This window comes from Streptomyces sp. NPDC020884, assembly GCF_044333935.1.
Taxonomy (GTDB): domain Bacteria; phylum Actinomycetota; class Actinomycetes; order Streptomycetales; family Streptomycetaceae; genus Streptomyces.
Genome location: NZ_JBIRRY010000010.1, coordinates 38,214 through 52,185, shown reverse-complemented (window position 1 = coordinate 52,185; position 13,972 = coordinate 38,214). Strand labels below are relative to the sequence as shown.

Sequence of the window (13,972 nt, the reverse complement as noted above, 5' to 3'; positions counted from 1 at the left end):
GAGCTCGCGGTGCCGCGGGGTGCGGAAAACCGTCGTGTCCCGCCTGGCGGCTGTTCGCGTTGAACCTCCACCGTTGTGCATCGCACCGTGTCTAGGGCGCCGTCGTCAGCGGGTGGCTGCACGACGGCTCGGACACCAGCTCGGGCGGCCCCGGCGGGGAGCGCCGGGAGCCGACGGTCCAAGGCTGGCTGTGCTGGCGTAGGCGGCAGAGGGCCTCCACGGCGCACGGATGCAGACCTGCAGGGCGATTCCGGCTGAGTAGCCCATGGCTCACGATTCGCACGAGATCGTCGTTGGGTTTGGGGGTGTCTACGGTCACGGCGTCTAGCAGCCGGCTGCCCCTGGAGGAAACAGTGCCCAGCGTCATCGAGACCGTTCGTCATCACATCGCGTCCTACCCGTGCGGCTACGCCAACCGAACTCAGGCTCTTCATCAGGTGTTGGTCGTCGGTGGGTCCGGCCACGAGTGGCGGAGCGGCACGGTCGTGAGCCGCTTCGCCGACGGCACGACCTGCGCTCGTGTCCACGAACGGTTCCGGTACAGCGCTGAGGAGATCGAGGACCTGCGCGACTGCGGTATCGACGTGGCGGAGAAGTTCATCACCGGCCGCTGCCCGGATGAGGGGCTTCGGGACCAAGCTCCTGCACTGGCCCGGAAGGTGGGGCCTCTGGGCCAAGAGCCCTACCAACCGGGGCCGGATCTGCTGTTTCTCAACGCTCCGGAGAACGCGGACTCCGATTGGGCTGAGGCTTGTTGGGAGATCGCCGCCGTTGTCGGGCCGCTGTGGATCGCTGGGGAGCAGAGCGACCACCAGGAGGGGTGGACGCCTGAGCAGCGTCGGTACGTGAGCGGCCAACGGGCGCGTGCTCTGGAGAAGTTTGAGATTGTCTTCGGCCGACGGATCCTTCACGGCACCGTCTAGTCCGCCAGGACGACACACCCGGAACAGCCACTCGTCCCAGGCTCCTGGCGAGCGAAACTCTCCAACCTCTTGTTGCGCGCGGACCGCTGTCCGCCTCGCGCCCTCAGACTGGTTCCCATGTCACCCACCGCCCCTGGCGCACTCCCGCGCCGGGGGCGCCCGCATCGGCACCGCATGCGCCGGGCGCTCTCCTGTCGCCCGACAACCCTCACGACCGGAGCCGGCCCAAGGCGGATTCGCCATCGTGCGACGGGACCCTGCGTCCGCTGCTTTCCTTCGCCACATGACGAGAACGTCTAGATCTGCCACCCACCGTGGCGAACGGTCGCCGACCGGATTCGCACGCTCGCCGATACCTGGTCCTCACTCCTAGCAGGGCCAACTGCGGCAGCGCCTTCCGGCGCGGCCCTTGTGCGCTGCGCGTGCACCCTCCTGCCCTCGGCCAGGTAATGCGTCCGCGCCGCAGGGAGTTCACCCTCATCACTTTCACGGAGGACCTCATGGACAAGCTGATCAACGGACTGATCTGGAGCGGTCAGGGCCACGGGCGCGACGTCAAGATCGCTGAAATCTCAGGCGGGACAATTACCTTCGAGATCTCGGAAAAGCTCAACGATGGCCCGGATTACTACACGGACAGCTGGGGCTTCAAGGGCACGCTGAACTCCCTCCCGGAAGCAGAATTCCGCAAGCGGTACCGCTACATCCGGTGGCTCAACATGGACCACGAGGCCGAGATGGCACAGGCGGACGTAAACGCGGCCACCGCGCTGCTGACGGCGCGCATGACGGGCCCGGACTCCACCGAACTCGTACAGCTCTTTACCAAGACGGTGCTGGCACAGGCGGCGCTACGCATCGAAGCAATGGACTGGGACACGGGATGCTGCGGCACCGACAACTCCGTTGCCGCCGAAGAGATCGAACCGGACTTCAGCGCCAGCGAGATCGCACTCCTGCGCGGGTAACACACCCGGCCAGCCGGACAACCGGCTGGCCTCACGCCAAGCAACCCAAGGGCCGCACCACCGCTTCCAGCCCAACGTTCATCCTTGCCGGCCGCGCCATAAGGCCACCGCTTTCGGTCCGTCTCACGGCGTGAATTCGCGAACTCTTCGCGCTGTGACCGCGCGCACCGATCGGTGTGTGGAATCCGGGCGCGGTTCACCAGTCGGCGCGGGGCTGGCACGGGCCTGTTTCGTGCCGACTCGGACCCTCCGGTGACCCACGTCCGGAGGGCGGCGGACAGACTCAGTTCGTCAGGGCGACGTCTTGTAACAGGCGGTCGACGCCCTGCTCCGAGCGGAGCGGGTCGAAGGTGGCGGGACAGGTCGCGGACCTGTTGGATACAACGGGAGGTGCCGATCTGTTGGGCCAGGCCGAGGGTCTGTCGAGCCAAGTGCGCGGCCTGGGCGATATCTCCCTGCGCGAGCAGGCTCTCTGCCTCGCAGGCCGGGAACACTGCCTTGGTCTTGTCCCGTGCCGTGGGCAGCAGCCTGAGTCTTTGGCTGATCTGGTCGTGGGCGCGGCCCGGTTGTCCCAAGTCGATCAGGCACCTGCCCGTATTCACGGCCAAGTCGGCGGACGGTGCCGTCTCGGTGGTCGAGTCCAGGAGTTTTCGGCTTGGGCGAGGCCACGGCAGCAAGCTCGGGCTTTGCGCAGCCGGGCGCTAGCGGCGATGTCCGGCGTCCAGCTCTCTCAACCACCGGAGGCTTGAGGGCACCCGCTGCGCACTAATCCGTTGAATTCGCGGAAAAGTGATGCAGACCGTCTCAATCTCTAACTTCTGACGTGCCAGCCACCCGGGCTGACTGCACGGAGGAGAGACCGCGATGACCCAGAGCGCCCCGCAGAACGCCACCATCGACACGCTAGCTGCTGAGCTGCGCGGTGCTCTCAGCGGCGGCTGGACGGTCACCGCCCGCTTCGACCACATCCTGGCCACCACCCCGCTGTGTGATCGCATTGAAATCACACCGCTGGCCTACAGCTACACGGACGTGCGGTGGGCCGTCGTCCCCGCCCGGCGAGCCATCGCCGCCGAGGTCGTTCCGGAAGCGCCCGGCACGGACCTGACAGCCGATGTGGCAGCCCTCCTGCGGGCCCTCTCGTACCGCCACTCCCGGCCGCCGGTCTTCTAACCCGCGCCCGCCCCGCACGCCCCGGGTCTCCGCTCGCAACACGGCCTGACGGCCTGGGCCCCACCGTGCCGCGTTCGTAGCCCTCCCGGCCCAGCAGCGCGTAGAAAGGAACACACTCGATATGACTCCCCAGACCTGCACCCCGAAGCAGACCGTCCCCGGCACCCTGGGGCAGAGTTTCACGGTCCGGCCGGGCCACATCGACTCGGTTGCGGTCGCGTTGTTCAGCAGCGGGCAGTGTCATGCGCTGGCGCGTGCCCTCGCGGATGCCACTGGATGGCCCATGGCCGTCGTCGCTCGGCAGGCCTGCGTCTTTGCGACAGAGGGATGCTACGAGGAGGACGAGATCGCTCCCGATCTGTGCGTATGCCAGCCCATCCACGTCGTCGCCGTGAACCCGAGCGGCCAGTACATCGACATCACCGGCGTCTACGTTCCCGATCCACTTGAGGATTACCGGATCGTTCCCATGAGCGACCGCATGTGGCGGCACTTCACGACGGCGGCTTACTGGCGTGCGCCCGCGCTGGAGGTGGCCCGGACCTTCGTCGCTCCGGTTCTGGCCTCTCTGGCGTAGCGGGAAGGGGCTCAGGAGGGCGGGGCGTCTGTTGCTGGTGCGGGACCGCCGAGCCGGTAGACGGTACGGCGGTCCGGGCGGAGCGGGAGATCCGGCCGGACGCGGGTGCGGGGACGGAAGACAGAGCCCCGGGTAAAGGTCACGTTCTCGATCGCACCGTCCTTGTAGACCGGGCCGACGAGGTTGCCGTTCTCATCCCGGATGCCAATGCGTGTCCGTTCGGTCCACTTCGCGCGCCGCCACGTCCCGTACTGCAGCCGTGCCCCGGGGGTCTGCTGAGCGTCGGTCGCTTCAGGGATCTCGGCGGGCGGCGGGGTGAAGTCCAGGATGCTCATGCGGTGGAGTGCTCCGGCGCGGGCGTCCGGGTGCTTCGCCAGACGCTTGAGGGCCTTCGTGGACCCGGGCTTGCCCCGCTCCTGCTCAGGTGGTGCTGGTGGCTTGCGCCACTTGCTGAAGGCCAGCTGCGCGGCGTAGGAGTACAGCAGCTGCCCGGCTCCGTGGTCTCCGTACGCGGCGGGCTGCAGGTACCACTGGCGGCCGCGCTGCGGGTGCACTGACGTCATCAGGACGAGGCCGAGCGTGGTGTCGAGGGTGTGGTCCGCGTGCGCGGCGAGGACGCAGCCCAGAACGGCGTGGCCGGCTCCGGAAGCTTGTCCTCCCTCGCTCAGCAGCGTGTCGAGTTCCTCGTCGTCGGCGTGGACGGTCGAGAGCGGCACTGGTTCGTGCAGCACCATGGACCACGGCCCGGGAAGCCTCAGTGCACGGCGGTTACCAGCGCTGAGGGGCGCCGTCGTGGCCACGTCCAGGGCGAGGCTTTCGGGGATGAAGTGCGTGTGGTCCACGGCAAGGTAGGCCGCAGTGGTCGTCACCGCGGCCAGCGCATGGGTGGACCTGCTCTGCGGGCTGAGACGCCGGTCGGGGGCGAAGGCCCCGGGCGCGACCAAGCCCCAGCGCAGTGCGCTGACATCGGTCGGGTGTAGGCCGGTCAGGTCGGAGGTCAGTCGGTGTGGTGCGACGCGTGCGTACGCGCCGTCCCAGGTCCAGTCGTCCGTGCGGGTGCGCAGCATCAGAGATGCCACGTCGAGGTCAGGTTCTGCCGTCCGGGGGATGTGCATCAGCTCGTGCTGCTGCGGTGACAGGTCCTCCCAGTGCAGTCCGTGCTCCTGGGCGAGGACGCCGGTTGTGCCGCTGTCGTTCATGACGCGGGTACGGAACTGCTTTACCGCGGCGATGAAGTCGAACGCCGGCCCGTCGGTGGCGTCCTGGCTGTCGGGGCCGAACCAGAACCGCTGCCACATGGGCCCGCCGACGGCCATGCCGTTGTCGGGTGCCTTGTTCGCTGGGCGTCCAAGACGAGGAGCGGGCAGCGCCGAGGCAACGAGGCTTTCCACGGTGCTTTGCTGCGGGGCGGAATGCAGGTGGCTTCGCATGGCGTCGGCCGCCCAGGGGGCGAACGCGTCCAGCAAGTGCGGGTTCATGTCGCGGGCGAAGCCCAGGATCAGCTCGCCTCGGTCCTGGTCGTCCGCGTACAGGGCGCGGTCCTCCGCGATCATCACGCTGTCCTGCGGCCAGCCGGTGAGCGGCTGCACGGAGATGGGCCGGCCCTGAGGCCGCGCCCCCTTTTCGTTGAGTGCCGCGGAGACCGCGGTTCTGCACGGCCCCTCGGCGAACGCCTCCTGAAGGGCGGCGTCGCTGTGGGCGGAGACCGCGATGGTCAGCCGGCCGTTCTCCACCTCGGCCGTGAGATGGATGTTGGGGTCGTCGACCAAGGGGTGGTCGCCGACGTCGATGGTGTGCCAACCACCGAAGGGAGCTACCCGCGCGGCTCCGTCGCTGCCGACGGCCTCGTTCCCGTAGTCGAGGTAGGCGGTCTTTACCAATGCCTCAGCCGCCTCTTCGGGCGTCTGGCAGTCCGGGCAGACCAGCCCTTGCTTCCGTCCCTGACGCCAGTCGGCGTTCCACCCGCCCTCGGCTTCATCGCGGATGGTGGCGCAGCGCAGGCACCGGTCGGAGCTGGTCTTGAGGGCCATAGCGTCATCCTGCCCGACGCGTCTCCATGCCCTGGACGGGTTTGACTTTTCAGCAGAGTGGTCTCTTGCCCGTGGGGTTGACGCGGGCGTGCCGTGAACTTCTGGCGCCTGGCTGTCCTCTTGCCAGCCGGCCGGGAACGTGTGGAACCCGTCCGGGTCACAGTGAGGAGCGCATGTCCGAGGGCATCGCGGGGCAGTGGGTCGTCGGCGGAGCCCCACTGTGCGCGTCTGGGGCCCGGAGGCGGTGGTCGATTCGCCAGTACCCGCTGCGTACGGCATGACGGGCCTACGGTTCCGGGCGTTCACATTCCCGAACGAAGGACCTCGCACATGGACTTCGACCTCAGCCCTGGCACCACGATCAGCAGGAAAGACCTCCATGACCTCGTCGGCGGTCGAGCAACGGGCCGTGTGAGTCCCAGCGTTACGACTCCGAACGTCTGCCTCTTTACGAGCCCCGGCACCCATGACAGCCAGTGGGACGGATGGACGGGAGACGCCTACCACTTCCAGGGGGAGGGCACGGGAGCCCGGGAGCAGGTGATGATGCGTGGCAACCGGACCGTCGCCGAGCACGCTGCCGACGGGCGTGCGCTGAGGCTCTTCTCCACGGCGCCAGGGCCAGCAGTCCGCTATCTGGGGGCCTACCGGCTGGCCCAGGACATCCCGTACGTGCAGGTGGCGCTCCCGGTCGTCGGAGCTCCGGACCAGCCGCACCGTACTGGCATCGTCTTCCGCCTTCTTCCGCAGGACGGCACCCCAGCACCCACCGGTGTCCTTGCCGTGGAACCGCTGCGGCCCGAGACGGTGGTGCGGGAACGTGACCTCGACCTGCCGTTCCGTCCAGGACCCGGTGACGAGCGGGGCCGCGCGCGTACGGTCATCGAGGACTCGGCCGAACAGCTGCTCAGGGGCTACTCCACCCACCTGCGATCGTTGGGTCACGACGTCCGGCGATACACCGTCGTCCCGGCGCATGAGCTCGTCCCTCTGCCGATCGACTTGGTTGACCACAGCACGAACGACATCGTCGTCTGCCTGGGAAGCGTCACCCGGCCGTACGTGCGCGCTGCGCTCGGGGCGCTGGTTGATCTGCCACGGTTCTTCAACCCGCGACCGCGCCGCGTGATGCTCATGCCGTCCCGCCCCCGGCCGGACCTGGCTGATCTGTGCGGCCGGAACGACATCGCCGTCATCTGGCAGGAGCGCGATGGACGGTTCGAGCGAGCGGAACCAGCAGACCTCACCCAGACGTAGATGCGCAAACGCCCTGGAACTCTCTCCTCCCGGGCACACGCCATCCAGCTCGGCAGCGGGGCCCTGGGGTGGAGCACAGTGCTCTGCCCCAGGGCCTCACGTCGTGGGCGGGATCTGCCGAGGTGCCCATCGGTCCGACCGACGGTCGCCGAGGTCACCGGATGGGCTGCCCAGGCCCCGGCGTACCGCAGCCGCGCGGGCCACCGCCCCGTATCACCCTCATCACACGAGTACCCCGCCCCAACCTCGGGACGGGGGCGAAGGGCGCCTCAGTACGGCTCCGAGCCTGCCCCGACTTCTGTCCGGACGAACAGGAGGCCTCTCACAGACCCTCACAGACCTCGTGGCCGTTTCCCACCGGGAAGCCTCTCCTGTGACGACGAGGGGAGCCCGGCAAATTCGCTGGACCTGCAGAAACGTGCACGCACTCGCCTACCTTCCGTGGCGAAGTACCGACCGCCGCCCCCGACCGATAGGAGCGCTGCCTCCGCATGAGTCTCACCGTCTATGTTCCCGACCTCCCGTGCGGCCGCTTTCCCGCTCAGTGCCCTGGGGACAGCACCCGCGACCACGCCGCCCACGACTGGACTCCCTCTCACGCCACGCACGACGGGCTGCACTGCTACGGATTCAGCACGACCACCCAGGGCCGGCGCGTCGGGTGGGCCGGCAGCACTGAGACGCCCGGCGACGCGATGGACCTCTGCCAGAACAACCCCGCCACCACTCCCGCCACCGACAGCTGACCGCGAGCTGCTCCGCCCGGCACGTCCGTACCGGCCACACCACGCAGTCCAACGACACAGCTTCGCCCACTGGAGGAAACCGTGAGCACCCCCAAGGAAACCGGGCAGTCCGGAAGTATCCCGCTTCTCGTGGGCGACCAGGTCGAGGCGTATGCCTTCGTGGTCCGCAGGGAAGCCTGCAATCAGCTCATCTCGATGCTCCGCACCAGCGGTGAAGCCCGTGCCGCGGAGCTGGTCGCGGAAGACAGAGACGTCACAGAGCTGACCCGCGTTTTCACCGTGGCGCCGCCCATCGAGCCAGCTGAGCATGCTGCCCGGTGCAGGCCCAGCGAGTGTCGGTGTGGTTGCGAGCGAGCTGAGGACTGCCCCGAATGTCGTCAGTGCGCGTGCTGGAGTGAGCGGTGCTGCACCCGAGCTGTCACCCGGCTGGCCCGTGGGGTGGCGCTTCGGGACCTGCTGGGCAGAGTCGAGCCGGTGCTGCTGGCCGACCTCCGGGAAGCGGTAGCAGAGGTGGAGGAGGCCGCTCTGCGCCAGCTGGTCGCCCGGCGCACTCGCCTGTTCGCGGCGACCGGGGGCCGGGCTGTCTCCTACGCCGTGATCGAGGCACGCGACTCCCGGCTCGGGATGGGGCATGCGGACTACCGCACGGAGAACGTGGAGCTGCACGGGGCGCACGGCACGGTTGACTACGTCGACATCGAGGACCAGACGCTGTCCACGGCCCTGGGCACGCTCGCGGAACTCCTGCGGCCTGAGGAGGGAGCGGATCTCACCGTCGACCTCGTCGACTGACAGTGACCGTGTGGAGCACCTCTGCCTGCCGCGGCCGGTGCGGAGCGGACCGGCCAGGGGCGCCGGCGCGTGACCAGCCGGCTGACACCGTGAGGGTGTTTCGCGACGGCAAGACACCCCGCGGAGGGAGGCATAGCGTGCGCCGCGATCAACAACCCCTGCTCGCCCGATCGTTCGGAGAAGCCCATGCCCGATACAGTCCGCCGTCCCGCCGGAGCGCCCGCTGACTGGCCCGACTTCCCCCCGGTAGCGCCCTTGGTCGTCGAGCGCGCGTTGGCGCCGCAGGAGTGGCCGGACCTCGACCTGACGTGGCGGCTGGTCACCCCACATGTCCTCGATCCGGCCCTTGGGCACGTCATCAGTGCGCTCCTCGTCCAGCCCGGCGCTCCCGGCCCGGTGGCGGTGGCCTACCGGCACCGGTTCAGCCGCTCCCACCCCCACGGTTGGGAGTGTGGCGTCTACGTCTTCGACGTCCCCGTGGTGTCAGAGGGGTACGAGCGCACGCGAATGTCGTTCTCGTGCATCGGCCACGGCATCGCCCGCACACCCGAAGAGGCACGGACACAGGCGTCCCGTCACGTCACCGACAAGCACCCTGACGCTGGTGTGCCGTACGCGGCCCGATTCGTCTTCGGGAGCCGCCTGTACCGGTGACGTGAGGTCGATCTTGCTGGTGCGCGTGGCCCGAAGACCGGTCCTGACCAAGCGGTGCGCATCTTCATCGCGGGCCACAGCCGATCGTGCACGGGCCATTCACCAGCCGGTGGGCCCGGCGATCGCAGTGGACATGAGGCGGAGCTGTCCGCTGTCGTAGAACCGCTCACCCTTCCCCGTGGTGGGTGATGACCTGGTGTTTCACCCCCAGCACAGCCCTTGGACCATCCGCAGATGGGCGTCCCGGGCTGCTGCCGGGACGGCGGATTCGCGTCTGCTCGGCTTCGGACCCTGCGGCTCGTAACTTCCTCCTCACCAAGCCACACCGGCACTCACCCCAACGGTCAGGAGCGGACACCATGAAGCGCAGCCTTCGTCGTCAGATCGAGCGCAAGATCTACCAGACCTGGACGTCGAAGGACCGCATGGACCGTGGGACGGTCGGCGTCGCGCTTCTCTTCCCCAAGGACGCTTTCGCTGACGCGCCGACCTGGACCCCCGGCCCCGGCTTCGGAGCGCTCAACAACGAGAGCGTCAGCAACTCCGCCTTCATCCGCGACAACGGCGATGGCACGGAGACAATCGTCGTTGGGGGCATAGGCCCCGCGCAGCGCCCGGGCCGGGACGGCGGCGTCTGGACGGAGGAAGAGGTCTGGACGGTGACCGCTCCGGTCGAGGCATTCGACGGCTGCGGAGTCGGCAACAGCGTTCAGGGCATCACCTCGATGATGGACGAGCCTGACGCGGTCATCCACCGTGAGCCGTACGCGGGCCACCCGCTGGAAGCCCTTGAGACCTACTGGGAGAACTTCGAGAAGGCGTGGGGATTCCAGCCTGAGGGTGAACTGCGCTTCGAGGGCGGATGGCCCTTCGGCGAGGGCCGCGAGTGGGCCTACCTCGTCTGCCACCCGGGCTCTTACCACGATGAGGGCAACGAGGTTGTGCTGCTCGACCGAGTCGCGCGGCTCGCCGACCTCTTCGGTGCCGAGGTTCGCGTCTACCCGTACAACCTTCAGAAGCGGCGGATCAACGGTCCGCTCGGGGACACCCTTCGCCGGACCTACATCCGCAACGTCAAGAACGCCCCCGCGCTTCGGAAGTGACCCTAGGTGCCGGGCCCCGGTTCACGGGGCCCGGCAGTCCGCATGGTCAGCCCTCACGGTGACGGTCACCTTCGGCCCCGGCACGGTCTGCACCGCCGCCACCCGCTCCATCTCCGGCTCGTTGCCGGTGGCGTCGATCCCGACACCGAGCAGGCCCCCCCAGCCGGCTGTCCCTGCAGGCGGCGCGGCGCTCGATCCCGCTCGCGGACAGCCTGATCTCAGCAACGAAAGAGGCAGAACACCATGGACACGGATGCCCTGCTCGCCAAGGTCGACCGGGAGAGCGCCCGGCTCAACCACGCGCGAACACACCTGACGCTGGCCTGTCTGGGCCTGCTCGCCGCACGGGTCCGCGCGGATCACCCCACCGCACGCCACGTTGAAGTGAGCTTCTGGGTCGACGCGCATGAGGGTACGTCTCGGACGGCCCCCGGACGGGTGTGGCTGCCCGACGCTGGACCTGCCGGTGCATGGCGGGCCTGGCTAGACCACGACGCTCGCGCAGAACTGGAGTCTTGGTGTGTGCACATCACCCCGGACGCGCGGGACCTCTGGCCGACGCTCTGGGTCGATGACCCCGCTACAGGACTGACGGTCGTCGACCTGGACGCGGTGACAGCGGCTGTGGGACAGGCTGATCCGAACAGGGGGTGAGGACCCATCAGCGATACCATCCGCCCAACTCGCCGACCTCTCAAGCAAGTAAGGAAACCTCACCGTGTCCCAGGCACCAGCCGCTCAGAGCGGCTCTCACAGCCTCACCATCACAACGTCCCGGCAACCAGACGCCATCCGGGTCGGCCCGTTCGATGACGAGTGGGCCGCCCGCGGGTTCGCTCACGCCCTGGAGCGTGTCCACCGTGCCCAAGGGGGTGATCTCACCATCGAGATCGTTCCCTACCAGTGCGACCAGCCTCACCTCCCTCTCCCGGCAAGCAACGCCGAGGAGCTGGCCCAGCAGATCCGCCAAGAAGGGAGAACGGTCTACCCCGACCTCTTCACCCGGCTGGTTGCCCACCTCGGTTACGAGGAAGCCGCGCGCGCATGGCTCGCCGCCAGGACCCCCGCCGCAGGGGCAAGGGAGCTGTCCGTCACCGAAGGCCAGCCGGCAGAGGCGGACGGCGGCACCCGGACGGAGCCGATCAGGGACGCTGACAGCGTTCCCACGCACATCACAGCGCTGACCTACACCGCGCCCGGCCCCGTGCTCTCGCAGAACGGCGCCGCCGAGGTCCTCGCCCACTACTGGCCCGCCATCGAGAAGCACCTGCGCGAACAGATCTCCGCTGAGATCCTCGCCAGCGGCGGGCACATCGTCGACGGAGACACCGCTTGGGACTCGGGCCGTGACCGGGAGCACGCCGCGCGGATCGCAGCCGGCCCCTGATGGACGCGTAGACGGCCCCGGCGGCAGCACCACGAGGACTCCGGCAAGAATGACCGCCGACGACGGATCACCCGACTCGGGGCGCTCGCGGCAAGGAGGAATCCGCCGACGGCATGTCCGCGTAGCCGAGCGTCCGAACCGGCGCGGTCAAGGTCGTCTACCTGGCACATGACGGCAACAGAACCACTGCCGCGCACACTCTGAACACGTCGCGCCGAACCCTAGGTGACCTGCTCCCATTCTGTCGCTCGCCGCCCGCAGCAAGTAGCGAAACGGCCGCTTCCGCAGCCACGCCCGGTGCCCTTCGACATCAGCGTCGACACCCAGCGGTTCGGCAGGTCCCCCCCATGCATCGAACGCCGAGTGCGCCACCGCCACGGGCCACGAGGCCCGGCGGATTCCGAACTCCGGCGGAAGACGATGGGTGTGGCTCCCCAGGCGGCTCCAGCGGACGCGGACGGGACCCTCGGTTACGGCAGCCCACCACGTACCTCTGGCTCCAGGTTGGTGCCTTGCTGTGCGGGTGCCCGCGCGGGCGGGATTTCAACACGTTGGCGTATGGCATGTACGTGGAGCTGTCCGGCGCCGGCGGGGAACCAACCGGCTGGTGCGGGTCCCCGGTAGAGACCCGCACCAGCCGGTTGGTTCCCCGCTCAGACCTGACCCCCCAGGGTCAGCGGCTTCACGGTTGCACCGAAGATCTTCGAGGCGACGTCGGTCACGGTAGCGACGTCCTCCTGGCGGGGGCACTGGCCCACGATCACCGACGCTGCGAACATCACGCCCGCCGTCTGGGCGACCTTCGAGGCCAGCAGCAGCTCGCGCATCTGAGGAACCCACACGCCCGCCCCGCCCTCCTTGCGGTCCTCGGCGTCCTTCGTGCGCAGGTTCTCCGCGACCTTAATGAACTTCTGCGGAACGCCGAGCGCCTTGGCCGCGTCCAGGTCGGTGGTGACCTCCACAGGGACGGCGAAGCGGCTCACCAGGGCGTCATCGAGCTGCCGCACGCCGATGCCCTCGGGGTTGTACCCGCACAGCGCGTAGAAGCCCTGCGCGGCCTGCACTACGGGCGCGTCCGGCTTGTCGTCGAGGCTGAGCGTCCCGCGCCCGTCGAGAACCGAGTACAGCACGGCCAGAACCTCGGACGGGATACGGGTGATCTCGTCGACGAACAGGGGACGCCCCTCCTTCATCGCCCGGGTCAGCGGGCCGTCGGACCACTTGAACGTGCCGTCGTTCTGCGGAAGGTAGGAGCCCACGAAGTGGGAGACGGTCATGTCGCCGTGCCCGTTGACCGTGATCAGGTCCCGGCCGAAGGCGGCCTCAGCCAGGGCGGTCTTACCGGTACCGGGCAGACCGTACAGACGGGCGGGGATCTTGGCTGTGCGCAGGTGCTTGAGCGTTGCCACGTCGTGGTGGCCACCCAGGTCACGAGGCCGGTAGACCTGGCCGTTGGGCCGGTAGTACTCCCGCTCACCCGTGATCATGGCATCGCGCTTGTCAGCGGCCTGAGCACGGGGGGCGACTCGGGCGGTCTGTGCCCCCTGGGAAAGTTGCTTCTTCACGAACATCTGCCCGATCTTGCGCGGCTCATCAGCACGGACGTGGGCCCCGGACGGGTTGCCAGCCTCCACCTCGAAGTACTCGATCGTCTTCCGGGAGTCCTTCGAGTCCTCTTCCGACAGGCCGGAGTCGTCGATCACGATGGGCTGGATCAAGACGTGTGTGTAGCTCTTCTTGTTGGTCTTCTCGTTCCACTTCGACTGGAGCGCACTCCAAGGGGCCTTCGTCAGGTCAGTGACGTTCGTGGTGCCGGTCTCCCCGATGCTGTTGGCGCGCCGGTAGACCGGCCGCCTGGCCCCCTGGCTCGCCGTGTGGCAGTAGCCCGTCGAGGTGGCAACGGCAACGTACGTCTTCTGCTCCGTGCTGGACGGGTCCTGGACCTTGAAGCCGATGAGGAACATGGGGAACTCCGGGTGTCTCGTTCGGGAGGGGTTCTTGCGATGCCCTGAACTTATGAGAACTCCGGCAATCACCCAACTTCGGGCTGTCCGACGCAAGTTGGGGCCATTCGGGTGTGCAGTGAGACCCCGTCAACGGCCGGTCGTCCGAGAGGATTCAGGCAGCTCTGACCAGCTCACCGCGCTGTGAAGCACGCCGTGCCTTTCAGGCACGCTCCACCCTTCCGTGCCGGGGCTGACGGCAGCCGGCCGGAGTGCTTCTTCGAGAGTGCGGCGGCGCTGTCCGCGCCGCTTCCCAGGTGCCACAAGGCCGCTTCCGCCTTCACGTTCCTGGATTCGCGGCGAGTCGTTCGGAGGCCGTCGGCGGTGGCCCAATCAGGGCGTAACGAACCGCCGACCGA

13 protein-coding genes are annotated in these 13,972 nt (G+C 68.3%); 11 read left to right on the top strand and 2 right to left on the bottom strand.

Features of this window, described 5'->3' with window-relative positions:
- Window positions 1–353: 353 nt before the first annotated feature.
- The 4 genes from ACH4UK_RS27960 (at window position 354) to ACH4UK_RS27945 (ending at window position 3,641) form a co-directional block, all read left to right on the top strand.
- Complete coding sequence (locus ACH4UK_RS27960) at window positions 354–923, top strand: hypothetical protein (protein ID WP_398360715.1); 570 nt, start codon at window positions 354–356, stop codon at window positions 921–923.
- 500 nt (window positions 924–1,423) lie between these two features.
- A complete protein-coding gene (locus tag ACH4UK_RS27955; protein ID WP_398360714.1) occupies window positions 1,424–1,891 on the top strand; it encodes a hypothetical protein in 468 nt (155 codons plus the stop codon).
- An 864-nt stretch (window positions 1,892–2,755) separates the two neighbouring features.
- The gene (locus ACH4UK_RS27950) at window positions 2,756–3,064 is read left to right on the top strand and encodes a hypothetical protein (RefSeq protein ID WP_331759506.1); all 309 of its coding nucleotides are present in this window, start codon (window positions 2,756–2,758) and stop codon (window positions 3,062–3,064) included.
- A 121-nt stretch (window positions 3,065–3,185) separates the two neighbouring features.
- Window positions 3,186–3,641, top strand: a complete 456-nt coding sequence (locus ACH4UK_RS27945; RefSeq protein ID WP_398360712.1) for a hypothetical protein — start codon at window positions 3,186–3,188, stop codon at window positions 3,639–3,641.
- 11 nt (window positions 3,642–3,652) lie between these two features.
- Here ACH4UK_RS27945 and ACH4UK_RS27940 read toward each other — a convergent pair whose 3' ends face one another.
- Window positions 3,653–5,671 (bottom strand): hypothetical protein, encoded by a 2,019-nt coding sequence (locus ACH4UK_RS27940; protein WP_398360710.1) that lies wholly within the window; start codon window positions 5,669–5,671, stop codon window positions 3,653–3,655.
- Between the two features lie 330 nt (window positions 5,672–6,001).
- Between ACH4UK_RS27940 and ACH4UK_RS27935 the strand changes: the two genes are divergently transcribed.
- The 7 genes from ACH4UK_RS27935 to ACH4UK_RS27905 all read left to right on the top strand — a co-directional run bounded on the left by ACH4UK_RS27935 (window position 6,002) and on the right by ACH4UK_RS27905 (window position 11,610).
- On the top strand, window positions 6,002–6,928 hold the full coding sequence (locus tag ACH4UK_RS27935; RefSeq protein WP_398360708.1) for a hypothetical protein: 927 nt from the start codon (window positions 6,002–6,004) through the stop codon (window positions 6,926–6,928).
- A 491-nt stretch (window positions 6,929–7,419) separates the two neighbouring features.
- The gene (locus tag ACH4UK_RS27930) at window positions 7,420–7,674 is read left to right on the top strand and encodes a hypothetical protein (protein WP_398360707.1); all 255 of its coding nucleotides are present in this window, start codon (window positions 7,420–7,422) and stop codon (window positions 7,672–7,674) included.
- A gap of 438 nt (window positions 7,675–8,112) precedes the next feature.
- Window positions 8,113–8,466, top strand: a complete 354-nt coding sequence (locus tag ACH4UK_RS27925) for a hypothetical protein (RefSeq protein WP_398360705.1) — start codon at window positions 8,113–8,115, stop codon at window positions 8,464–8,466.
- A gap of 186 nt (window positions 8,467–8,652) precedes the next feature.
- A complete protein-coding gene (locus ACH4UK_RS27920; RefSeq protein ID WP_398360703.1) occupies window positions 8,653–9,120 on the top strand; it encodes a hypothetical protein in 468 nt (155 codons plus the stop codon).
- Window positions 9,121–9,479: 359 nt separating this feature from the next.
- Window positions 9,480–10,223, top strand: a complete 744-nt coding sequence (locus ACH4UK_RS27915; protein WP_398360702.1) for a hypothetical protein — start codon at window positions 9,480–9,482, stop codon at window positions 10,221–10,223.
- Between the two features lie 243 nt (window positions 10,224–10,466).
- Window positions 10,467–10,877: a hypothetical protein gene (locus tag ACH4UK_RS27910; RefSeq protein WP_398360700.1), complete on the top strand. Its 411-nt coding sequence runs from the start codon at window positions 10,467–10,469 to the stop codon at window positions 10,875–10,877.
- A gap of 64 nt (window positions 10,878–10,941) precedes the next feature.
- Window positions 10,942–11,610 (top strand): hypothetical protein, encoded by a 669-nt coding sequence (locus ACH4UK_RS27905; protein WP_398360698.1) that lies wholly within the window; start codon window positions 10,942–10,944, stop codon window positions 11,608–11,610.
- 653 nt (window positions 11,611–12,263) lie between these two features.
- Here ACH4UK_RS27905 and ACH4UK_RS27900 read toward each other — a convergent pair.
- The gene (locus ACH4UK_RS27900; RefSeq protein ID WP_398360696.1) at window positions 12,264–13,574 is read right to left on the bottom strand and encodes an AAA family ATPase; all 1,311 of its coding nucleotides are present in this window, start codon (window positions 13,572–13,574) and stop codon (window positions 12,264–12,266) included.
- Between the last annotated feature and the right edge of the window lie 398 nt (window positions 13,575–13,972).